Source organism: Paenibacillus sp. MAHUQ-63 (assembly GCF_028765165.1).
Taxonomy (GTDB): domain Bacteria; phylum Bacillota; class Bacilli; order Paenibacillales; family NBRC-103111; genus Paenibacillus_E.
The window spans coordinates 446,438-466,914 of record NZ_JARADB010000001.1; the positions used below are offsets into that span (position 1 = coordinate 446,438).

Annotated in this window: 24 protein-coding genes and 1 tRNA gene; 9 read left to right on the forward strand and 16 right to left on the reverse strand. The window is 52.1% G+C overall.

Features of this window, described 5'->3' with window-relative positions; translation table 11 throughout:
• Positions 1–37: 37 nt before the first annotated feature.
• The 4 genes from PUT07_RS01800 to PUT07_RS01815 all read right to left on the reverse strand — a co-directional run bounded on the left by PUT07_RS01800 (position 38) and on the right by PUT07_RS01815 (position 4,881).
• Positions 38–1,054 carry a polysaccharide deacetylase family protein gene (locus PUT07_RS01800; protein ID WP_274466026.1) on the reverse strand — a complete coding sequence of 339 codons (1,017 nt, stop codon included), beginning with the start codon at positions 1,052–1,054 and terminating at the stop codon, positions 38–40.
• 86 nt (positions 1,055–1,140) lie between these two features.
• The gene (locus tag PUT07_RS01805; protein ID WP_274466027.1) at positions 1,141–1,560 is read right to left on the reverse strand and encodes a disulfide oxidoreductase; all 420 of its coding nucleotides are present in this window, start codon (positions 1,558–1,560) and stop codon (positions 1,141–1,143) included.
• Between the two features lie 105 nt (positions 1,561–1,665).
• Positions 1,666–2,829 carry a glucose 1-dehydrogenase gene (locus tag PUT07_RS01810; RefSeq protein ID WP_274466028.1) on the reverse strand — a complete coding sequence of 388 codons (1,164 nt, stop codon included), beginning with the start codon at positions 2,827–2,829 and terminating at the stop codon, positions 1,666–1,668.
• Between the two features lie 15 nt (positions 2,830–2,844).
• Positions 2,845–4,881: a glycoside hydrolase family 15 protein gene (locus tag PUT07_RS01815; protein ID WP_274466029.1), complete on the reverse strand. Its 2,037-nt coding sequence runs from the start codon at positions 4,879–4,881 to the stop codon at positions 2,845–2,847.
• Between the two features lie 168 nt (positions 4,882–5,049).
• Between PUT07_RS01815 and PUT07_RS01820 the strand changes: the two genes are divergently transcribed.
• A complete protein-coding gene (locus PUT07_RS01820; protein ID WP_274466031.1) occupies positions 5,050–5,721 on the forward strand; it encodes a helix-turn-helix domain-containing protein in 672 nt (223 codons plus the stop codon).
• Between the two features lie 126 nt (positions 5,722–5,847).
• Positions 5,848–6,966, forward strand: coding sequence for a phosphodiester glycosidase family protein (locus PUT07_RS01825; RefSeq protein ID WP_274466032.1), 1,119 nt, complete (start codon positions 5,848–5,850; stop codon positions 6,964–6,966).
• Positions 6,967–7,087: 121 nt separating this feature from the next.
• On the opposite strand, the gene PUT07_RS01830 is transcribed toward PUT07_RS01825, so the two are convergent.
• Entirely contained in the window at positions 7,088–7,459 is a 372-nt protein-coding gene (locus PUT07_RS01830; RefSeq protein WP_274466033.1) for a YtxH domain-containing protein, read from the reverse strand.
• Between the two features lie 14 nt (positions 7,460–7,473).
• Positions 7,474–7,920: a DUF948 domain-containing protein gene (locus PUT07_RS01835; RefSeq protein WP_274466034.1), complete on the reverse strand. Its 447-nt coding sequence runs from the start codon at positions 7,918–7,920 to the stop codon at positions 7,474–7,476.
• 171 nt (positions 7,921–8,091) lie between these two features.
• Here PUT07_RS01835 and PUT07_RS01840 point away from each other — a divergent pair, with 171 nt between their 5' ends.
• Positions 8,092–8,724 carry a bifunctional 4-hydroxy-2-oxoglutarate aldolase/2-dehydro-3-deoxy-phosphogluconate aldolase gene (locus PUT07_RS01840; protein WP_274466035.1) on the forward strand — a complete coding sequence of 211 codons (633 nt, stop codon included), beginning with the start codon at positions 8,092–8,094 and terminating at the stop codon, positions 8,722–8,724.
• A 47-nt stretch (positions 8,725–8,771) separates the two neighbouring features.
• Here PUT07_RS01840 and PUT07_RS01845 read toward each other — a convergent pair whose 3' ends face one another.
• The gene (locus PUT07_RS01845) at positions 8,772–9,404 is read right to left on the reverse strand and encodes a helix-turn-helix transcriptional regulator (RefSeq protein WP_274466037.1); all 633 of its coding nucleotides are present in this window, start codon (positions 9,402–9,404) and stop codon (positions 8,772–8,774) included.
• An 84-nt stretch (positions 9,405–9,488) separates the two neighbouring features.
• On the reverse strand, positions 9,489–9,920 hold the full coding sequence (locus tag PUT07_RS01850) for a DUF86 domain-containing protein (protein ID WP_274466038.1): 432 nt from the start codon (positions 9,918–9,920) through the stop codon (positions 9,489–9,491).
• A gap of 347 nt (positions 9,921–10,267) precedes the next feature.
• Here PUT07_RS01850 and PUT07_RS01855 point away from each other — a divergent pair, with 347 nt between their 5' ends.
• Both PUT07_RS01855 and PUT07_RS01860 read left to right on the forward strand, forming a co-directional pair.
• Positions 10,268–11,506, forward strand: a complete 1,239-nt coding sequence (locus PUT07_RS01855) for a Gfo/Idh/MocA family protein (protein ID WP_274466039.1) — start codon at positions 10,268–10,270, stop codon at positions 11,504–11,506.
• 82 nt (positions 11,507–11,588) lie between these two features.
• Positions 11,589–12,632, forward strand: a complete 1,044-nt coding sequence (locus tag PUT07_RS01860) for an acyltransferase (RefSeq protein WP_274466041.1) — start codon at positions 11,589–11,591, stop codon at positions 12,630–12,632.
• Between the two features lie 11 nt (positions 12,633–12,643).
• Here the strand turns inward: PUT07_RS01860 and PUT07_RS01865 are convergent, their stop codons facing one another.
• A complete protein-coding gene (locus PUT07_RS01865; protein WP_274466042.1) occupies positions 12,644–13,309 on the reverse strand; it encodes a tetratricopeptide repeat protein in 666 nt (221 codons plus the stop codon).
• A 174-nt stretch (positions 13,310–13,483) separates the two neighbouring features.
• On the opposite strand from PUT07_RS01865, the gene PUT07_RS01870 reads away from it, so the two are divergent.
• Entirely contained in the window at positions 13,484–13,750 is a 267-nt protein-coding gene (locus PUT07_RS01870; protein WP_274466043.1) for a hypothetical protein, read from the forward strand.
• Between the two features lie 16 nt (positions 13,751–13,766).
• On the opposite strand, the gene PUT07_RS01875 is transcribed toward PUT07_RS01870, so the two are convergent.
• Together PUT07_RS01875 and PUT07_RS01880 are read right to left on the reverse strand one after the other, a co-directional pair.
• Positions 13,767–14,168, reverse strand: coding sequence for a hypothetical protein (locus tag PUT07_RS01875; protein WP_274466044.1), 402 nt, complete (start codon positions 14,166–14,168; stop codon positions 13,767–13,769).
• Positions 14,169–14,227: 59 nt separating this feature from the next.
• Complete coding sequence (locus tag PUT07_RS01880; RefSeq protein ID WP_274466045.1) at positions 14,228–16,054, reverse strand: SgrR family transcriptional regulator; 1,827 nt, start codon at positions 16,052–16,054, stop codon at positions 14,228–14,230.
• 116 nt (positions 16,055–16,170) lie between these two features.
• On the opposite strand from PUT07_RS01880, the gene PUT07_RS01885 reads away from it, so the two are divergent.
• Positions 16,171–16,320, forward strand: coding sequence for a hypothetical protein (locus PUT07_RS01885; protein ID WP_167060732.1), 150 nt, complete (start codon positions 16,171–16,173; stop codon positions 16,318–16,320).
• Here PUT07_RS01885 and PUT07_RS01890 read toward each other — a convergent pair.
• Together PUT07_RS01890 and PUT07_RS01895 are read right to left on the reverse strand one after the other, a co-directional pair.
• Positions 16,295–16,813: a VanZ family protein gene (locus PUT07_RS01890; RefSeq protein ID WP_274466046.1), complete on the reverse strand. Its 519-nt coding sequence runs from the start codon at positions 16,811–16,813 to the stop codon at positions 16,295–16,297. The two genes, PUT07_RS01885 and PUT07_RS01890, sit on opposite strands and share 26 nt — an antisense overlap.
• A gap of 16 nt (positions 16,814–16,829) precedes the next feature.
• Positions 16,830–17,117 (reverse strand): hypothetical protein, encoded by a 288-nt coding sequence (locus tag PUT07_RS01895; protein ID WP_274466047.1) that lies wholly within the window; start codon positions 17,115–17,117, stop codon positions 16,830–16,832.
• A 198-nt stretch (positions 17,118–17,315) separates the two neighbouring features.
• Between PUT07_RS01895 and PUT07_RS01900 the strand changes: the two genes are divergently transcribed.
• Positions 17,316–17,388: transfer RNA gene (locus tag PUT07_RS01900), tRNA-Ala, on the forward strand.
• Positions 17,389–17,627: 239 nt separating this feature from the next.
• On the opposite strand, the gene PUT07_RS01905 is transcribed toward PUT07_RS01900, so the two are convergent.
• Positions 17,628–18,851, reverse strand: coding sequence for an MFS transporter (locus PUT07_RS01905; protein WP_274466048.1), 1,224 nt, complete (start codon positions 18,849–18,851; stop codon positions 17,628–17,630).
• Positions 18,852–19,019: 168 nt separating this feature from the next.
• Between PUT07_RS01905 and PUT07_RS01910 the strand changes: the two genes are divergently transcribed.
• The gene (locus tag PUT07_RS01910; protein ID WP_274466049.1) at positions 19,020–19,583 is read left to right on the forward strand and encodes a TetR/AcrR family transcriptional regulator; all 564 of its coding nucleotides are present in this window, start codon (positions 19,020–19,022) and stop codon (positions 19,581–19,583) included.
• 64 nt (positions 19,584–19,647) lie between these two features.
• On the opposite strand, the gene PUT07_RS01915 is transcribed toward PUT07_RS01910, so the two are convergent.
• Positions 19,648–20,043, reverse strand: a complete 396-nt coding sequence (locus tag PUT07_RS01915; protein WP_274466050.1) for an ester cyclase — start codon at positions 20,041–20,043, stop codon at positions 19,648–19,650.
• A gap of 47 nt (positions 20,044–20,090) precedes the next feature.
• Positions 20,091–20,438 carry an ester cyclase gene (locus tag PUT07_RS01920; RefSeq protein WP_274466051.1) on the reverse strand — a complete coding sequence of 116 codons (348 nt, stop codon included), beginning with the start codon at positions 20,436–20,438 and terminating at the stop codon, positions 20,091–20,093.
• Positions 20,439–20,477 lie beyond the last annotated feature (39 nt).

The window sequence follows — 20,477 nt, forward strand, 5'->3', positions numbered from 1 at the left end:
GTACCTAAACTAGCGGCTTAGAAGAAGGGCTTTTTACCTATTTTGGTGGCTGGATGTCGTTAACAAGCGCGAACTCGTAGCCCTTTTTCTTGATCTCTTTGCAGATGCGCGCCAGCGCCTGCATGTTCTCAAGCGATCCTTGGTGCATCAAAATAATGTTCCCGTCATGCAAATTATTCATGATATCGTTATAAGGGTCCTCCGCGCCATTCGCTCGCGGCTCCCAATCCCGCATGGCCGTCGACCAGAATACGGAGGTGTAGCCCATGCTGGATACCAGGCTCAAATTATGCATGTTGTAATGGCCGTAGGGGAACCGGAAATATTTCTCCACTTCTTTCCCCGTCAGTTTTTTGTACAGCGCTTCGAAATCCGTAATTTCCTTGCGAATCTGGTCGTCGCTCAGCTCGTTGAAATCTTTGTGCGTCATTGTGTGATTGGCTACGAAATGGCCGTCAGCCACGACTCTTTTCAAATACTCCGGATTCTGCTTAATGTTATTCCCCGAGATGAAGAAGTTCGCTTTCACACCGTTATCCTTGAGCGATTTCAGCATCAAATCCACTTCGATCAGCGGGCCTCCCGCATCAATGGTGAGGTATACCTTCTTGCCCGTGCCTACCCAGACGGCTTTCTGGTCGGCAGTGAACGATTTCGTTTCTTTGGGGAAATCGGGAACTTGTCCCGTTTTCTTCTTCATGTAATACCACGAATAGGGCGTCTTGTCCCCGGTTGTCGTTTTGATTTTGCCGCTGTCGGCTGTCGCGGTCGGCTTGCTTGTAGCCTTAGGCGATGCGGATGGCGATGAAGGCGATGAAGGCGAAGGGGATGGTGCAGGTGCTGCCGTCGATTTCGGCGTCTCTGTCGGTTTGGGCGTTGCGGCCGGAGCTGCAATCGGTTTGGTTGTAGGCGCCGGCGTCGCCGCCTTGGCCGCAGCCTGCGGGCTTGGCGTGCCTGCTTCGGAAGCAGGGGCCGTTAGGCTTATGTCTGCACAACCGACCAATGTTGCGCTAAGCAGGATCAGCAGTGCAGCACTTTTGGTAATTGGTGTCATTGTCGGACCTCGCTTCCGAAAGAATACGTTCGGTATTCCTTTCGACAGCGCTAGACAAATTACCTGCCTAATTTTGGTGCGTGGTGTTATTTCGTGGCGCGGTACGTCAAATATTGGAGAATGGTGATCAGAATGAAAGCTGTTCCAGCCAGCATCGGGATCGTAATAAAGCCCAGCCAGTTCAAGTAGTCCACATCGCAGGGAACCGGGCCGCAGCCTGTGGCGGATTCGTGAAACACGCCGGACTGCAGCAAAACATGATAGACGGATATGCAGGCTCCCCAGATCGTGAGCGGCATGACATAGATCGTCAGTTTGTAATCTCTGCGCACCGCGGCGATCCCCAGAATGACGACCAGCGGGTACATCAGAATGCGTTGGTACCAGCACAATTTGCAAGGTATGAAATGCATGATTTCCGAGAAGTACAAGCTCCCCAATGTGGCGATTAGCGCAAGCAGCCAGGATAGGTGCATACCGTTCTCTCTAAAAAATTTTTTTGACATTCGAGCTCGTCCTCCCCTTTCCCACTATTATAGAAAAATATAGCAGGGAAGTCTAACGCTCCAGTCGCAAAAAAGCCAAGCAGGCAAGCGCCCGCTCGGCTTCATTCATACCGAAAAGCTGTACACGACTTCTTCCGTCTGCTTAACAAGCCCGCTCCATTGTTCCACAGGAACAAGGTCGACGACAGCCTTGATCGGGATGCTGGCGAAGTCCAGCTGCGGCACGGCATCCAGCTTCATCCGGTTGGTGACCAGCCGGTCCAGCCAGCCGGGATATTCCTTCTCCATCTGCTGCAGCCGGTAGATGGCCGTTTCAAAGTCCTTGCGCGATGCGTTCACGGAACCGATCACGCATTTGTTCTCCAGCACCATGCTCTGGTTTAGCATGTCCGACGGAATCTCCAGTTTCCGGTCCGCCGGCGTCACCCCAAGCAGCGCCAACACACCGTTCGGCGCCAGCACCCCCATCGCCTCGAACGCAAGGGGGCTGAAGCCCGTGCATTCGAGAATGAGATCTATCGGCTTGCCGAGTTCCTCGGCGTAAGCCGTCAGAGTGTCGGTGCCGCCTTCGTCGGCCCCGGCCTGCCGGTACGCGCCTCCGCAGTCTTTGACCAGCTGCGCTTGCAGGCTGTCCTGCGGGGATCTGGACCATACGTAGACGTCCAGCCCCAGCAGCCGGCAGGTCATCGCCGCGAGCAGCCCGAGCGGTCCCGAGCCGAGGATGAGCGCCGTCCTCGGCTCCCAGATCAGCCTCTGCTGCACGCGCAGCACCTGGTCCCACACCTTCTCGACGATGCTCTGCGGCTCAACCAGCACGCCTTGATGCAGCAGTCCGGAGGGCACTTGCACCAGGTACCGGCCTTCCTCCTTGTAATACTCGGAGAGGAAGCCGTGCGCTCCCTTGATGCCGCGCTCGACGAACTCGCCGCTCTGGCAAAAGTCCGAATGGCCGTTGCGGCAATTGACGCAGCTTTGCTTGCGGCAGGGGCGCCGGACGATGGCGGTCACGAGATCTCCCGGGGAGAAGCCGCTCTCCGCCCCCGCCTCGGTCACGACGCCCAGTGATTCGTGACCTGTCGTCAAGTCGTCTTCCCCTTGAGGGGGGACGCCGTATTTCTCCTGCAAAATCTCCTTGTCCGTGCCATCCAGGCCTACAGCCAATACCTTCACGATAACTTCCTGAGGATGACGAATAACCGGATCCTCCACCGTTTCCAGCGCAATGGACGGATTCCCCTGCCGAAGCTGTTTCACCCGTATCGCTTTCATCTCTCCATCTCCTCCTTAATGATGAGCGGGTTCGAGCACTTGGTCTTCGCTTGCGTCCGCCGCCTGCATCGAACCTTGGGACGTGAGCTGCTTCAATTTGGTCAAATATTCCTGCGTCACCTTGATGAAGGAAGCATGTGACCACGTAAGCGGCGAAACGGAGAGCGGCGCTCCGGTGAACGGATGCACCTGCTCCGCCATCGTTCCCGAAGGCAGCGCGTGACGAATAGCCCATCGCATCAAGTTCTCGGCTTCCTGCAGATCAGCCGTCTTCGCCGCCGAGGCCACCAGCCATTCCGCGTACCACAGGGTACAGATGAACCAAGGGTTGCCCGGCACTTTCGCCACATCGTTCGTCACTTGATGGTAGTAGTCGTTCTCATATCGGGCAATGCCTCCGATATCCGTATTTACCCACAATTTCTCTCTTAGAATCCGCAGCGTGGCAGCAACCCGGGGATCCTCCCGCTCGAACAAACCGAAATCGAACAGACCGTACATACTCATATCGAGCGTATAGTCCGGCACATATTTATTGTCCTCGTAGCTCCAATACAGAGCCCGCAGGAAACGATTGCGGTCAGAGGCGTAGAGCTGCTGATCCGCGGCATTTTTCACTTGAACGGCAACATCCGCATAATAGACGGAACGGGCTTTATCATTGTGATATTCGGCGAACCGCGCCGCAGCGACCAGGCCCGCGTATACCGAGGCGACGGTAAAGGCCAGCACGCCGTACCGCTCCTCCCACAGATCGTACGAAGGCAGCGGAAGACCGGACGCATCCCGGTAATGCACGAGAAAGTCGGCCGCCGGTTTGACGAACTTCTCATAATCGTCCCGCGACTTCTCCAGCGTCCCCGCCAGCTTATGGTGATGCCACAGCGTGTACAGAACGAGGGCTGTTTCGTCCTCCTGAATGGCCAGCTGCTTCTTCCCCTGCCCGTCCACCCATGGGTGCCAGCTGGAGCCGACGGAGCTGTCCGGGTTGTATTTATGCATGAGATAGCCTTCGGGTGTTAACACTTTCATACAAAAGTCGAAAAATTTGCGCGACAATTCGGAATAGCCGGCACGGTCCAGCGCATGCGAAACGAGCGCTCCGTCTCGCGGCCACATATAGGAATACGTATCTTTGGCAAATTTCAAAATATCGGAATCGTTCGCCGCGATAATCGCCCCGCGGTTGTCGATGTTCGTTCTGGTGATCAGCAGACATCTTTTATAGAAAGCAGCGATATCCTGCGGAAGCAAAGACAGCTGATGGGCATCCCGATTGACCCATTGCACCCAATGATCATGCGTACGCTGCAGCAGAGCCTGCGGCGTCGATGTGCGCAGAAGCTGCTCCATGCGCTCTACCTCCTGCTTCGTATGGCCGAAGCAGATCCAGAACCAGGCTTCTTTGACCCCTTTGGGCGGCAGCGTCACCGTTAATTCCAGCGTTCCGTCCACAGACCCTTGCGCGATCGGATTCCCGCCCAATGCGCCGTCCTCGGCGTCGCGCCACGTTCCTTCGAGGCCGTGAATCCCTTTCTGCCCCGTCGCGTAGCCGCTTGGCGACGGCCGGTCGGCATCCGGAGATAAGCCGGACAGAGACATATAGCGATGGCCTTTATAGAACACAAGCGAGTTCAGTTCGGGATCGTAATAGATCGTATCCCCGACGCCGTTTCCATAAATTTGCAGATCCAGATGAAAGTACAACTTTATCTCTCTTTCTGCATCAAAGCGGTTTTCGATCTTGATTTTGCGCAGAAAAATATTTTGCTGGACGTCAACCCCATCGCGAATGAGCATGCTCAGTCCAAGCCTGTCGTGGGCGCACTGCACGTTCGTAACCAGCGAATCGTCCAGATAATTCAACTTTTTGGACACCTCCGGATGGTCGATCCAGAAGAAGTCCTGCGCGCACCAAATGCCGAAATGTGAAAGATGATCGCTAGATTGATTCTCCTGCCCTACTAAAGGGTAATACATGTCACGAATATTATAAGCAGCGTCGAAATTAATGAGCACATTCCCATTCCCAATGGGCAAATCCCTTGCCATGCAATCAGCCTCTTTCCATGATGTTGCTACTACTTTTCCAATCGAGAAGCTTAAATATGCATGCAGCGGAGCAGACAGGAATTACAGGTAAATGACACCAATCACTCTTCAAACATTTTCAATTGCGCAAAACTCAATTACAATTAAACCATACGGAGGGATTTATCTATGAAGCAATTAGAAGGATTCGGTAAATTTTTGGAAAGCTTGCGCGGCAAAATGTCCTTGCGCGAAGCAGCTAACAAAAGCGGACTTTCACATGCGTACATCAGAGATCTGGAGTTGGAGCGGAACCGCTCGACCAATGAGAAAATCAACCCATCGCCCGTCACCCTCAAAAAGCTGTCGGATGCCTACAACATTCCGTATACGGACCTTATGGAGAAAGCCGGCTATTTGGAGCTCGACAGCGTACCTGCGGCGACCGCAACCTCGGACCTGTCGGACCCGGTATCGATGGCAGACACTCTGTATATTGAAGTCAGCACGAAAGAAATCACTTATCATACACGGATCGAACGAATGACCAAAAGCGTGAATTCCTTGTTGGACTTCAGTCTGTTCTTGGACAAGCTCGAAGAGATGGGCTATAAGAAAATGGACACGGATCTATTCGTCAACATGAACCAAGTTCAGAAATATATCGAGAGGGAAGGCAAGCTCTATTTCGATCCGCTCGGCATCTCCAAATTTGTCGTCATTGCTGCGATTCGCCAGAAAAAATATCATGACCTCATCGTGCGCAGCGTAGCCCGCAATACCGGCATGGGCCTGGAGTTCCACTATGACCGCGCCGCATCGGACGGGTCCCGGATTTCCTCCGTCAAACGACCGATTTAGCGTAAAATTACAAAAAAAGGAGCAAAGTTCATCAAAAATGAAACTTTTGCTCCTTTTTTTCGTCCATACATAGAGAATAGAGAATGAAAACTTCATTTTTCGGTAGAGAGGGTTGGTAACGGGCACATGGCGGTACAGCAAGCTACTACCACGCCGCAATCTCGGCGGGCGCGGGCAAGAACGAAGCGGTCTGCGGGGTTGCGCTTTTTTATGTATACGATAATAAGCTTTACGATTTTGTCTCTTCTGTCTTTATGTTGGTTTTTTCTTACAGCGTCAGGCACGAGCGTCAGGCTCATGATGGCGGATACGCTCATTACGACCCAGCATAGGGACTGGGCCAAGTATTTGATCGGCTCCGAAGAGCTCCAGAAACGCGTAGAAGCGTATTGGAAGAAGTTCGACGAGATGGGCGATGAGAAGGATCAAGGGATCGTGCAGCTCGAGCCTGTGAGCTCCACAGCGCCTGTGGCGCCTGTCAAAAAAGAGCTGGTCAAGATCGAACCGATTTCCGGCTCCAATTACAAAGGGTACCTCGTCACGATATCCGATCCGAAGAAGCTGCGTATCGCCGTTCCGGAGAAGGTGGGCAAAGGGGAGAAGGTTTCTTCTATGGTCAAGCGAACGGGAGCCCTACTCGGCGTCAACGGCGGGGGCTTCATCGACCCGAACTGGGAAGGAAACGGATTCCAGCCGGAAGGCATCGTGATGTCCGGCGGCAAGATCTTCTATAATGACAAAGGGATGAACGGTACGGTGCAAGTCGTCGGGATCGACAAGGAAGGCCGGATGATTGCCGGGAAATACAAAGTTTCCGAGCTCGTGGAGATGGGCGTGCAGGAGGCGGTTTCCTTCTCCCCGCGGTTTATCGTCAACGGTGTCGGACAGATCAAGAGCCAAGCGGACGGCTGGGGCATCGCCCCGCGCACGTGTATGGCGCAAACGAAAGACGGATCCATTCTGTTCGCCGTCATCGACGGCAGACAGAAGCACAGCATCGGGGCCACGCTGTATGATATACAAGAGATTTTCCTGCAGCACGGCGCCATCACCGCCGCCAATTTGGACGGGGGAGCCTCTTCAGTTCTCGTCCATAACAATGCCATCGTCAACAAACCGTCAAGTGAATACGGCGAAAGATACCTTCCAACGGCATGGCTGATCTTCGAGCATCCGGAGACCGCACCGATCAAGAACGTCTGGGAAGGGCTCGACATTCGCAAGATTGACCCTTCGAAGTGGTAACGTGCCGACTGGACGCCAGTGTCCGTGAGCGTCGCACGGACCAGGGGACTTGTCCAAATGGACATCACACAAAGAGCTAAGCATTCAAACTGCTTAGCTCTTTTCTATTTTACCGTACACTCTAGCGGTTGCCCAGAATAACCAAATCCTCCGCTGCTTCGGAAGCTTCGAGTTCATCCAGCGCTTCCATATCGTCCTGTTTGGACTCTTTCCAGGAACGGACCGTACTGGCCACGTTCGCCGCCGTATCTTTCGCTTTGCCGACCAAATCGGAAGTCGTCATGCTTACGCTTTTTGCAACGTCTTGCGTTTTTTGCGATACCGTACTGGCGATTTGTACCGTCTTGTCGCTAACCGCCTTCGCATTATCGGCGATGTCGCTTCTCAGCTCGCGGCCGGACTTCGGTGCGAACAGCAGCGCCGTCGCTGCGCCTAGCAGGCCTCCGACTACGGCACCGATGAGGAGATCTTTCGCTTTTTTCTCGTTGGACATGTGTCATCCACTCCTTAATGGTCTGATTTGGCATTGCGGCTTGCCTGCCATCGCTGCCACAGCTCATACCCGGTCGTTGCCCACTCCATGACGTCCTGTATGCGCTTCTGGTGGGTATGTACAACCTTTTCCGCACCATGAAGCGAATCGTTCATCATTCGTGCTCCTTTGCGAAGGACAGAAGCGACGTCCCCTATAGCTGCTCCTGCCTTCTCGATGGATTGGACGCCAGGCTCTAACGCCAGGACCTGCATATGCACCTCTTCGGTCAACTGCCCGGCCTGCTTCAACAGCTGCTCGGCTTGCCCTGCGGTCTTCGCTACATGCTGTTCCGTCCGGGCGGCCGTAAGGCTGAGCTGGTGAAGCAGCTGCTTCGCTGCGATCAGCACGCGAATGGCGAAGCCTGCGAGCACAAGGAAAGCAGCGGCGATACTAACGACACTAATCTCCATCCAAGTCATGACGGGCACCTCCTGGGGCTGTAAGCTGTGAGGAATTTCGGCGGCTTCTAGACGAATGCCTATGAATTACTACAGTATAGATCGGAGAGGCTTGACTTGACACAAAATAACTGGAAAAATTTCCGGGACCTTGTCATAATGAAAAACAAAACAACCATCTGGAGGAGTAAGATGAACCGAGAGCAAGGATTGAAGGAAATCGAGCGTACCCGCATTATCGCCATCGTTCGGGGCGTGAAGGAAGCCCATATTCTGTCCGTGGCGGAAGCGCTGCGGAAGGGCGGCGTCACGGTGATGGAGGTCACGCTCAACACGCCTGGCGCGCTGGAGATGATCGGCGAGCTGCAGGCGAAGCTTGGTCAGCAGATGTATATCGGCGCAGGAACCGTGCTGGATGTCGAGGACGCACAGAAGGCCGTCGGCGCCGGCGCTTCGTTCCTGGTGACGCCTAATCTGGACGAGGACGTCATTCGGTACGCGAACCGGGAAGGGGTTCCGGTGTTCCCTGGGGCAATGACACCGACCGAGGTCGTCAAAGCTTGGAAGGCCGGGGCCACGGCGATTAAAATTTTCCCAAGCGCAAGCCTGGGTCTGACATACATCAAGGAATTAATGGGACCGCTTGACCATATTCCCATGATGGCCGTTGGCGGCGTCACCGAGGCGAACATTAAGCAGTTTCTGGACATCGGCTGCTATGGGCTGGGCATCGGGGGCTCGCTGATCAACCTGAAGGAAATCGAAGCCGGGAATTTCGAATGGGTGACGGACAAAGCTTCCCGTTTGCTGGCCGCCTCGAAATAACGCGTCAAAACAAATAACCATCATCCTCTGAGTTGTGGAGGTGATGGTTATTTGTTCTGGCTAATGATATAGACACACTTGCTGGCGCCCTTGGCCAAGCACTCGGTCCGTTCGACCTTCGCATCCAGCAGATTCCGAAACAAGGCGAGCTCGCATTGGCAGGCCTGCCCGTAATCGTTAGCCACTTGAGCTATGGGACAATTATGCTCGTTGAAAACATAAGCATCTTCCCCCGACGGAGCCCAATCGACCATGTAGCCGTTCTCGTTCTGAATCGTCGCAAGCTCGGCGACCCGCTCCTCCAGAGTGAGCCCCTGCATCCGCGGTTGATAGCGGGATTCAAGCTTACCCTGACGTCCTTCGAACAGTCGTTCAATGGTGTCTTGACCTTGATCTTCGAGCAGCTCACCGAGCAAGTCTAACGTTAGCTGCATATATTTCTTCGGAAACAGTTCATCCGCTTTGGGAGCCAGCGCATACACGTTCGTCGGTCTCCCCATCGCTTGACGGACAAGCGTTGTTACAAGCAGATCTTCCTTCTCCATGGAATGAATATGACGCCTGACGGCCATTTCCGTAATTCCGAGCTGTTTGGACATCTCATGAACGCTTAACGGTCCCTGAGTTTTGAGCATAGCAAGAATCACTTTACGCGTCGACGTCTCAAGTGCCGGATTCATGTGCTCACCTACCCTCGGAACAGTCATTATGTCTCATTTTACAGCATGAATGTTCAGAAGTAAATTAAGAAACATCTATGTATGTTATTCCAATTCACTCTTAATGAAGGCCCGCACACTGCCGGCAAACTCTTCAAAAGCCGCCGGAAGCTTAGGCAGCACCGGATGCAGCTCCTCGCGGTTCCACGCTACATAATCCTGCACGAGCGGTTTTCTGAGCTTCACGAGCTCCAGCAGCGTCTCCTTAAGCGGCTCTGAATACGCCCCTTCCCCGTGCACAATGTCCACGATATCCTCATACGAGCTGGCATCTCTCAGAATAAAGGCGTCGATCAGCAAACTGCCGACATCGGTTACGGTTTCAATGGCCAGATGCAGAACCCGCTCCTGCGCCAATTGCCAAATAAGATCGTGCGTCCCTTGCGCCCACTGCGCTTGCAGCTGATTGACCGCCTCCGCCAAAGCTGAAAGAAACTGAATTCGTTGATCGATTTGTTCATGATTGATAAAATACATTGCCTATCTCCGTCCTCTTTTTCGCCATTTCGTCCAAATCATCATTGCAAAAAATGTCACGATAACTAAAAAAATTAACAATACGGCTTGCATGACATATTCATAGCTCACGTGCGTTCACCCTCTTGGCTTTCACAGTATTCACTTCTATACAGTTTATCGTTCCAGCTTGGGAGCGTCAAGCAAGCGATCTGTGTCACAAAGCTTTCTCCGTCCGGATTTCCTAGGCCTCCAAAGTGATTTTGGAAACCATATTGTTGTTTTGGACTAAATACACTTGAGTGACGGCTTTTTACAATATAGATGACCGCGAAATATATCCGACAAGCCGTATAGGAGGAATATCCATGGGAATCAAAATCGGTGTTGCAGGCGCAGGGCAATTCTCCCAATGCTTCATTCAGCTTTTTCAAGCACATCCTTATGTGGATGACGTCGTATTGGCCGAGCTGCGGACGGACCGCCGCGAACAATTCGCCAAAGCTTTCTCCCTTAAAGAAACATATGCATCCTTAGAAGAAATGCTTGCCAGCGATGTGGACGCCGTAGCCATCTTTACCCAAAGGCATCTCCACGGGCCGCAGACGCTTCAAGCTCTGCAAGCGGGCAAGCATGTGTACTGTGCCGTTCCGATGGCGCAGAGTTTGGAGGAAATTTCCGCCATAATCGAAGAAGTCAAGTCCTCCGGGTTAATCTATATGACTGGGGAGACGAGCTATTATTACCCCTCCACCGTTTACTGCCGGGACCAGTTCAAAGGGGGCCACTTCGGCCGATTCGTCTACGGCGAAGCGCAATATTTGCACGATATGGCGCATGGGTTCTACGATGCCTTCAAGTATTCGGGAGGGCCGGATTGGAAGAAGGTGGCCGGCATTCCGCCGATGTACTATCCCACGCATTCCGTTTCTATGGTGCTGTCCGTCACGGGCGCGAAGGCTGTCAAGGTGTCCTGTCTTGGCTATGTCGACCGGCATGAAGACGGGATTTTCCGGGAAGGCGCCAATCTATGGGACAACACGTTCAGCAATCAAAGCGCCCTGGTCCGAACATCGGACGGGGGGATGATGCGGCTCAATGAATTCCGGCGGGTCGGCTGGGGCGGCGGCAACAGCGTTTACTTAAGCATGTTCGGAACGAACGGCAGCTATGAAGAGCACGCCGGCGGTCAGGTGTGGACCTCGCTGCAATGGGGGGATGTCCGGGATTTAACTCCGCAGCTGGCTTGCAAGGACGAATATGTCCAATTGGGTGACAAGGACTTGAACCCGACGCTAAGCCATGATTTCCACGCTGCGCTAGCCAAGGTGCATCACAGCTTCCGGCTGCCGCAGACGTTCAAGGGCTTACCTAATGGGCATCTGGGATCCCATCAATTCCTTGTCGATGATTATTTGAAAGCGATTCATACGAACAAATTGCCGCCTAACCACGCGTGGCGGGCTGCGGATTATTTGGCACCGGGACTCGTCGCCCATGAATCCGCCAAGCGGGAAGGCGAGATGACGGACGTTCCCGACTTCGGCACGCCGCCATCCGGCTGGCAGGAGCTGGATCCCGACGGTTTCGTCGCTTATCGAGAGTAGAAAGCTGCGTTCCGGCGAGTATTGTTCTCCTTTTTCATTCATGTTACAGTGTACAAAGTGATTAAAGGAGAAGATTGTCCTTATGCCACCCAGGCCCAAATTGTCCGAAATCGATCTCGTCCGCGGGATCGCCATCCTTGCCGTCGTTGTCATCCATGCCACCTCGGGAGCTACGCTTCTTCCGATAGGCAGCGTCTCACAAGGCGTCTTTTTCTTCATCAATAAAGCCAGCTTGTTTACCGTCCCTCTGTTCATATGGATCAGCGGCCTCGTTCTCTTCTATTCCTATTATGACCGCTGGGAGCCGGGAATGACGCGCGGATTCTGGACGAAGCGCCTGCGAAGGATCGTCGTCCCTTATGTGCTCTGGTCCTTGTTCTATTATTTATACAATCAAATAATGTTCCACGGGACAGTCCGCTGGGATACCGTTCATTTCGTGAAATTGCTTATATCCGGAAATGCCAGCTATCATCTCTATTATATGGTCATTATCGTGCAATTTTACATCCTGTTCCCGCTGCTGATGACCGTAGTCAAGCGGTTCGCCTGGCTTCGCCAAGCACTCATTCCGCTCGGTATCGGCGTTCAGGCGCTGTTCTACGTCATTCATAACGAGGTTTACCCGCTTCCGGAATATGCCTCGCTCTTTGTCGGTTATGCGTCGCTGTTCGCATTTGGCGCGTATACCGGCATTCATTATGAAGAGCTAACCGCCTGGGCGAGCCGGCATCGCCAATGGATTCGGGGCCTCACCGGGCTCGCAGGCGCCGCGTTCGCAGGCATGATGCTCCTCCACCAATACGGCCTGATGCCCGTTCGGCACACTTGGTTCGAGCTCGTGCTGCTCGTTTATTGCATGGCGGTGCCGCTGTGCAGCCTCCGCTGGTCGCAAGTACGCATAGCGCACGGCACGAAGCTCAGCTCGCTGCTCGCTGCTCTCGGCGCGGCCTCATTCGGCATCTACCTTGCGCATCCTGCGCTGCTTACGCTGTGGGACCGCTTGGCTCCGCCGCTGGAGCGCGTCTGGCTGTTCGATCTGCACACGCTTGCCGCGCTGCTCATCGGCGTGCTCGGCTCTTGGCTGCTTGTCCGGCTATACGCGAAGAAGGTTCCGCCCAAGTAGCGGAACCTTCTTTATTTCAAGCGGGCCAGCAGCGCCCAGCGCCGCTGCTGTCTGCGGCTGTACCGCGGGAGGCCGCGGTATATATCGAGCGCCTCGCGGAACGTACGCTTGGCCTCTTCGTCCCGGCCGAGCTGCCGGTACAGCAGTCCGAGCCGGTAGTACGCCTCCACCGAGGAGGAATGCAGATCGCGGAACTGCTCGATGAACTGAACGGCCCGGTCCGGTGCGATGCGGGCCAACGCTTCGCCAAGGCGCAAATAGGCTTCGCCGTATTTGACTCGCGGGTTCAGCTCCACCGCCTTCAGCATGTAGCGCTCGCCTTCCTTCAGATTGCCCAGCTTCAAGTGAATGAGCCCGATTTCGTAGTGCACATCGGCGGAATCCTCCATAACCGGCAGCGCTTGCTCCAGGTATGGCAATGCCTCCTGATATTTCTTACGCTCCAGCAAATTTCTGGCCAGCTCCAGCTTGGCTGACGTGTTGTGCGGGTTAGCGTGCAAGTCGCTGCGCAATCGCGACGCTCGGCGTCTTAAACGGATCGGCCCGAACAGACTCGGCGTTAATCCGATAAATCTTCTATCCAGGAGATAGAGAATAATTAGTAGAATAAGAAGAGCGAGAAAAGGATTGCCGACGATTCTCCATAACAGGCCAAAAGCAAGAATTTTGAGTAACAATATGAAACCTCCTTTCAACTTCCTTATACTACCATAATATGAGGGGATTGGTCATCATTTCCATAGAAAAAACACCCGTCTATGACTATCCTATGAACGGGTGCTTCGGATGAATCGCGTATTCGAGATTTATTTCTACCCATGCTATAATAAAAAGAAAAAAGGGAGTTACACATGAACGATCTTGATCCGCGCAAGGCCAAATGGCTGAAAAGAAAGCAGCTCGGCAGAACCCAATATCTAATCCGATTCGGTCTGATTCCCTGGGGCGCCGGACTAACGGTATTATTCAGCATTATTGAATTTCTTAACACGCAGCAGCTCTCTCTCGTCTGGGTGCCCATCCGCATTGTGCTCTTCTTCTTCGTAGGCTTCTTCGTTGCGAACGCCAGCTGGATGTCCATGGAGAACCGTTATGAACCTAGTAGCCGACGACCTTAGCGGGTCGTTTTTTTTATTAGTGCAAGTAGGTCTGATCTTCCACATCGTCGGTATGAAACAGCGAAGCTGTTCGGCTAAGCCGGTAATGCTCGGTCAACTCTTCACGAATCGAGCCGAAGGCAAGTATGCCTTCTATGAACTCTTCGCGCGATCCCCATTTGGACTTGTTCGACGGCTGTCCGAACAGCTCCTTGGACACGTCCTGATACGCATCGTGCAAGTTATTGTCATACCAGTCAATTTCCCGGGAAGCATCCTTCCGGTATACGTGACGCAAGTCGAATTCATCGCTCTTCGTCGCTGCGAATTCGGCAATAAGCGTCCCTTCCACGCCTTCCGCCTTGACTTCGACATCTGCGCACCAAACGTCGTTTCGTTCCGTGAACCGGGCAATAGCCGCCTCTTTAATTGTTATCATGCCCCTACCTCCTGGCGAATGGTTGTTACCATGAGTATTTCCAGGGAAGGATGGATTTATCAGGAGCTTGGGGTGAACCATATTTTGCGAAAATCAACCCAACCCAGGTCATTGATGCAGACGCCTTTGATGGAATCGTGATACGTCGTTTGCTGTGAGCGGTGAAGGACGAAAAGAAACGGTTTATCCGCTTGCAGCCTTTCCACGATCTCATGAAGCTTGATGATCCGCTCTTCCAGATTCGGAATCGTGAGCACACGATCGATTTCTTCATCAATCCAAGCCTGCTGCTCCTGGCTCAAATGAGCGCGGACATAGCTGTTGCTCTGCTTCAATGTCTGAATAATATGGAGATCGTACTCGCTTTCCAAGCAAATGTGGTAGAAAATCAGATCCGCTTCGTGAATCGTATCCAGCTTCATCATATCCCCCATACTTCGGGTGATGAGTTCGATGCGGATGCCCGCTTTGGCGCACTGCTCGCAAATCCAATTCGCATCCTCGCTATTCGTGCTGTAAATATACATTCGTACAAGCTCGCCGCCATACCCCATCTCATCGAGCAGCCTTCTAGCCTCCGCCAGATCGGTGCGGTATTCAACCGATGTATTCTTGAAATTCCGTGTCGGCAGAAAGGAACTGGCCGGCGCTTCCCTGAAGCCTCCCAACTGCTCGATCATCCGTTCCCTGTCGATCAGGAGGTCGATCGCTTTCCGGAAATGAGGATGACTTTGGGGCCCGTTCTTCCCCTGATTAAACGTTAACAAGCTGCATCCCAGTACCGACTGCTCGATCTGATGCCACTCCGTATCTTTCCCGACCGCCCCCGACGGCTTACGAGAATTCGTATGGTCGCAAAGCACCTGTACCGTATCCCAGCTGGGGCCCGCCTCCGACAGCTCATGCGGCAGCAGCCAGATTTCCAGCTGGTCCAGGTGCGGCCTGACGCCAAAATAATTATCAAAAGCGCGCAGCTTACATATATAGTCGTCGTTCCGCTCCAGTCTGAACGGCCCTGTTCCGATCGGCATTCTGCCGAAAATGCTTTCGTTATCCCGGCAAATTTCTTCCGGCAATATCGCGAGCGAAGGGTGCGCCATCTGCTGCAGGAAGAGTTCATTCGGCTGCTTCAGCTCAATCGCAATCGCACTCCGGTTCAGCACCCTCATATTCTCAACGCTTTCCGTTATCCAGCCTTGACAGGCCTTGGAGCCTAGCTCCTTCAGCCTTGCAAAGGAGAAATACACATCGTTCGCCGTCATTTCTCTGCCGTGGTGAAACATGACGCCTTTACGAAGGTAGAACGTATAATGCAAGCCGTCCTCGCTCTTCTCCCAGTAATGCGCCAGATGAGGCTCCGCAACCATCTTGCTAGGGTTATATACAACGAGCGTATCGAAGATCTGGTTCATCAAATGCGTGTCGAATGCGAAAAACGAATACGCCGGATCCAGCGATACGAGCCACTTATAAACCGGGAAGCGCAGCGTATCTTTGTAGCGCTCCTCCTGCACAACCGTTCGGTAGCCGAAATAACTAAACAGCCAATCCACGAAAGAATCCTGCAAAGCTTCTCCCTTACCCAGTTGGTGAATCAGCTCGATCGTTCCTTTATAATCACCCTGGGCCGCAAGCTCCATCGCTTGTTTGGATACCATGTCTTCCGCAGAAACGAGAAATGTCAGCTCGGAGACGTTCCCTCTGCCCCTGCCGGGCTTCCAGGCAATCCACTCCATATCCATCATTTTCTTCAATAAAATTTTAACGTTTCGCGTCGTACAGTACATTCTCTCCGAAAGCTCTTCCAAAGTAATCGGCTGCGGCTTATGCTCGACGCCATGGGCGAAACCCGACCGAAGCTCCAAGAAATGAGTCAGAAGCTGCATGATTCACTTCCTCTCCTCAAAAGGGGAAATAGTTAAAGAGAATTATACACTTTTTGTTCCCCTTATTCTAGATGTAAGATAGACCTAACAGGAAAAGAAAGGAAGGTGATTCCGATATGCAACCATCCAACTTATATGTATCCGAGAAATTAATGCAATGGCAGCAGCACGATTTGGAAGTCGAAGCCCGCGAGCTTTGGAAATTCAAATCCATCAAAAAACGCAAAGTGTATATGATGATTACCAGCTTATTCTTCTTCGTTTAATGCGAGCGCGGATGCCAAGAACCGCCAAAACCACGAGAACGGCTAGAAGCACTCCTATGGTATCGACGACAACATCAATCGCATGACCCGTACGACCATCCACGAACGTTTGATGCCATTCATCGGACGCTGCGTACAGCACCGAAATGATTGAGGAGGTGACAAGTGTCATGATCACACGCACAGGCTTCGCAAGAAGCGCAATAATCCAGAGCAGGGCTAGGATAGCGTACTCGCTAACGTGCCCTGCTTTTCTTATGAAGAATTCAATGACGCCGACCGGATCCTGCCACGACACCAGCTGCCCGTCGTAAGTGAACGACAATCGCGGAAAGTGTCTGAACAGTGCCGAACCGCCTAGCTTCGCTTCCAATAACGGTCTGAGCGTCTGCTGCTGGTACGTCTCTCCGGACTTAAAAAAAATAAAGGCCATCCATAGGACGGCTGCAACAGTAAAGGCATAAAAATAAAACTTGGAAGAAGATTGCTGCATGTAAGAACCATCCCCTCTATGAATTCATCTTCTTGCGGATGCTGAATAACGCGAAAAATTCAATGACCATCAGATTGACGGACGAAACCCCGTAGAACGCCATCCCGAACATCATGCGGAAAGGATCCTCCTCCACCGACTTCCACCAGAACGCTGCAGCCAAGGTTAAGACGATATTTAAGGCAGTCGTTATCCAGAATGAGAATCCAAGCCGATTCGTTCTCCGCATCAACCACACACCGATTACAAACGGCAATGCAAACGCGATTCCCAAGAAAACCCAATACCATACCCCGTTCGACACGCTTTCGTCACTCCTACCAAATCAACTAGTTTCTGTACTAGGTTAGCATGAAAGCGCCGCTGAAAACAACGTTTGCACCCGTTCGCAACAGAAACGTCGCAGGCGGAAACCATGAAAAAAAAATCTTCACATTAGGGCTTGCCCGCCTGCGATAATTCATGTATAATACAAAAAGTCGACGTTGATCAACGACATTTCGGGGCCTTAGCTCAGCTGGGAGAGCGCATCGCTGGCAGCGATGAGGTCAGGGGTTCGATCCCCCTAGGCTCCATATAGAACGCGAAAAAGAACATGTCTTTCTGACATGTTCTTTTTCGTTCATGGAGCCGTGGGGAGAGAACCCCCGCAGGTTCGCCCGCGCGGACGGAACGGATGAATCTACCGCTAAGTTTGTCTTCGCCCGAGTTTACTTCGTCAGCCATTTCAATCGAGATTCATACATCCCCCTAGGCTCCATAGTAAGAAAGCCGACCTTTTGGTCGGCTTTTCCTTTTGATCCCGGGATCTCATTCAACTATCAAGAGTTGTATGTTCAATCCGTCCAGTTGCCCTTTTTTCGGTGAGAAAGTAACCCAAAGCCAAGAGCGGCAAGATCGTTCCAATCAGAGATGTGAGGCTCCAGCCTCCCAGGGTATACGACCAGCCTCCCAAAGATGAACCAATGGCTCCGCCTACGAAGAATATGGCCATGAAAAGTCCATTCAGGCGTCCTCTCGCTTCACTTCCCAATGAATAAATCGTACGTTGACTAATCACCAGGTTCCCTGATACGGCCATGTCAAGAGTTATGGCGGATGCAAAGAGAAGAATCAGAGCAAAGGCTGAAGAACTTTGGAATAGATGGATGATCAAAAAAGACAATACGGCTACAACGATGGCTATTCCCGTCAACATTTGACTCCAGCCTTTATCCGCTAATCTCCCGGCAATCGGTGCAGCTATCGCCCCACCCACACCTACTAACGCAAACCATGCAATTCCTATTTGGGACATTCCGAAATGATCCGCTAAATGTAAAGGAACAACCGTCCAAAATAAACTGAAAGCACCAAACAAACAAGCTTGATACATTGCGCGACGCCGTAACGAGGGGGTTTGTTGTAATATAGCGCCTAAAGAAAGAATTATTTTTTGGTAGCGTACGGCTGGCAATGGCTTGCGAACCGGAAGTGCAAAGGATAGCAGGACAGTCAATAAAGAAATAACAATGGCAGACAAAATAAATATCGCCCTCCAACCCCAAAGACTAGTTACGAAGCTTGCCAACGGCCGGGCGAACATAATACCGAGCAAGAGGCCGCTCATGACATTACCGACAACGCGGCCGCGCTGATCTTCGGACGCTAAATAGGCGGCGAATGGTACTAGAATCTGGGCGACTACCGATGCAATGCCAATGAATAAGGCTGCAATAAAGAACAACGGTGCATTGGGCGCGAGTCCGGCAGTTAACAGTGCCCCAACTGCAACCATAAGCATAATCTTCGTGAGACGCCGATTCTCCATGACGTCGCTTAGCGGTACGATGAACAGCAGCCCGGCTACATAACCGATTTGGGTCACAGTAACAATGAATCCCGCCGCTGCAGCACTCAGGCCGGTTGCAAGGCGGATAGGTCCCACTAGGGGTTGAGCGTAATAAAGATTGGCAACGATAAGTCCGCATGCGGCTGCCAACAGAAACATCATCCAACTTGATATACGGTTGTCTTGATTACCTTGTTCGTTAACCATATAAATCCTCCTCGAAATAAATACTGAACGTTTAGTTTACTAAATCTATATTGAAATAATATACTGTACGTATCGTTTTGTAAATAGGCTTTTTATAAAATGATTTATTTTGTATACTAAACGTATCGTTTATTTGGAAAAAGCGGATTTTGACAAAGGAGGATTCATGTGCAGGGAAAAAGAGGGCGTCCACGCAATATGGAAACACAAAGCTCCATCCTTGCCGCTTCATATGCATTATTGTTGGAAAGCGGCTTTGGAGCTGTTACGGTAGAGAAAATCGCTGAACGTGCCCAGGTAAGCAAAGCCACGATCTATAAGTGGTGGCCAAACAAGGCTGCAGTGGTGATGGACGGTTTTCTATCCGCCGCGACTGCCAGATTGCCTGTGCCGGATACAGGTTCGGCGTTTCAGGATATCCTGGAGCATGCCAAGAATATGGCCCGGTTTATGATAAGCCGCGAGGGGTCTATTTTTCTGCAGATTATAGGAGAGGGACAGGTTGATTCTGCATTGGCCGAGGCATTTCGGACCCGCTATATTCAGCCTCGCCGGCTGGAGGTTCGTACAATAATGAACCGGGGGCTTCAGCGTGGAGAGTTGGAGAACCATCTCGATATCGCATTATATACAGATCTCATATACGGCCCGATTTTCTATCGCTTACTAGTTACGGGGGATCCGATTGATGATAACTATGTTGAGCAATTAGTAACTCAAGTTTTGAAATGAGACAGCCCTACCTGAATATAAAATCCCCTGCTGGCCGTCAATGGCTGGCAGGGGATATTTTCGATCAGTGGCCCCGAATTTGGTGCCACATGGTCACCATATCGATCCAGCCGCGGTGCTCGATAATTTTACTTTCTTCTAAACGATACTGCCGGTACAATGTAACATCAATCCGGTTGCCTGTGGGCTCTGTTCCAAAGAACATGCCCTGATGGGTCCCTCTTACGGTCATTCTCACGAGTACTCGATCGCCCTGTCCGACGATTTCTTCCACCGTATATTGTTTATCGGGAAATGCCTCCAGGATCGTCGCAGCGAATTTCTTCAAACCCTCTTTGGACTGATAAGACAGCTCCCGATACGCATCTGACAGAAACTGATCCACACAATCCAATTGATTTTTGTTCCAAAATGCATCAATAAACTCGCGAACTCTTTCAACATTGTGCTGCTCTCTCACACTTCATCTCTCCTCTGATTGAAAATATAGACCGGCCTGCCCCGTAATTACGGAGTCTTGATTTGGGGCAAAAGTGTGCTCGTATCCAACCAGCCGCGGTGCTCTTGAATGACCCCGTCGATTACGTGAAACTCGTGAAATTGAGTAGCCTTTATGGTATTGCCTGTAGGTGCATGGCCGGCAAAGTGGCCGGAATGAACAGCCGTCACGAGCACCCTGGCAATAACCTTGTCACCCTGCGCGATAGTATCATCCACGGTAAAGTACCGGTTCGTGAAGGCGTCCATGAATTGGGGGAGGAAGAATTGATCCGTCTTCTCCAAAAACCGCCAGTTCGCCGTGTCCTCGATAAATGAGGTGACGGTTTCCGCGTTCTTTTGTTCCTTGGTATGCATGCGAACATCTCCTTATAAGGTCTAATTGGTATAGCCTTT

What these genes read in the sequence shown, in the direction of transcription:
- PUT07_RS01820 (WP_274466031.1), top strand. Translation starts at nt 5,050, where the DNA reads ATGAAGCAATTAGAAGGATTCGGTAAATTTTTGGAAAGCTTGCGCGGC.
- PUT07_RS01905 (WP_274466048.1), bottom strand. Translation starts at nt 18,851, where the DNA reads ATGGTTAACGAACAAGGTAATCAAGACAACCGTATATCAAGTTGGATG.
- PUT07_RS01810 (WP_274466028.1), bottom strand. Translation starts at nt 2,829, where the DNA reads ATGAAAGCGATACGGGTGAAACAGCTTCGGCAGGGGAATCCGTCCATT.
- PUT07_RS01830 (WP_274466033.1), bottom strand. Translation starts at nt 7,459, where the DNA reads ATGTCCAACGAGAAAAAAGCGAAAGATCTCCTCATCGGTGCCGTAGTC.
- PUT07_RS01800 (WP_274466026.1), bottom strand. Translation starts at nt 1,054, where the DNA reads ATGACACCAATTACCAAAAGTGCTGCACTGCTGATCCTGCTTAGCGCA.
- PUT07_RS01880 (WP_274466045.1), bottom strand. Translation starts at nt 16,054, where the DNA reads ATGCAGCTTCTGACTCATTTCTTGGAGCTTCGGTCGGGTTTCGCCCAT.
- PUT07_RS01805 (WP_274466027.1), bottom strand. Translation starts at nt 1,560, where the DNA reads ATGTCAAAAAAATTTTTTAGAGAGAACGGTATGCACCTATCCTGGCTG.
- PUT07_RS01890 (WP_274466046.1), bottom strand. Translation starts at nt 16,813, where the DNA reads ATGCAGCAATCTTCTTCCAAGTTTTATTTTTATGCCTTTACTGTTGCA.
- PUT07_RS01845 (WP_274466037.1), bottom strand. Translation starts at nt 9,404, where the DNA reads ATGAATCCGGCACTTGAGACGTCGACGCGTAAAGTGATTCTTGCTATG.
- PUT07_RS01875 (WP_274466044.1), bottom strand. Translation starts at nt 14,168, where the DNA reads ATGATAACAATTAAAGAGGCGGCTATTGCCCGGTTCACGGAACGAAAC.
- PUT07_RS01920 (WP_274466051.1), bottom strand. Translation starts at nt 20,438, where the DNA reads ATGCATACCAAGGAACAAAAGAACGCGGAAACCGTCACCTCATTTATC.
- PUT07_RS01885 (WP_167060732.1), top strand. Translation starts at nt 16,171, where the DNA reads ATGCAACCATCCAACTTATATGTATCCGAGAAATTAATGCAATGGCAG.
- PUT07_RS01840 (WP_274466035.1), top strand. Translation starts at nt 8,092, where the DNA reads ATGAACCGAGAGCAAGGATTGAAGGAAATCGAGCGTACCCGCATTATC.
- PUT07_RS01855 (WP_274466039.1), top strand. Translation starts at nt 10,268, where the DNA reads ATGGGAATCAAAATCGGTGTTGCAGGCGCAGGGCAATTCTCCCAATGC.
- PUT07_RS01835 (WP_274466034.1), bottom strand. Translation starts at nt 7,920, where the DNA reads ATGACTTGGATGGAGATTAGTGTCGTTAGTATCGCCGCTGCTTTCCTT.
- PUT07_RS01860 (WP_274466041.1), top strand. Translation starts at nt 11,589, where the DNA reads ATGCCACCCAGGCCCAAATTGTCCGAAATCGATCTCGTCCGCGGGATC.
- PUT07_RS01850 (WP_274466038.1), bottom strand. Translation starts at nt 9,920, where the DNA reads ATGTATTTTATCAATCATGAACAAATCGATCAACGAATTCAGTTTCTT.
- PUT07_RS01815 (WP_274466029.1), bottom strand. Translation starts at nt 4,881, where the DNA reads ATGGCAAGGGATTTGCCCATTGGGAATGGGAATGTGCTCATTAATTTC.
- PUT07_RS01870 (WP_274466043.1), top strand. Translation starts at nt 13,484, where the DNA reads ATGAACGATCTTGATCCGCGCAAGGCCAAATGGCTGAAAAGAAAGCAG.
- PUT07_RS01825 (WP_274466032.1), top strand. Translation starts at nt 5,848, where the DNA reads ATGGCGGTACAGCAAGCTACTACCACGCCGCAATCTCGGCGGGCGCGG.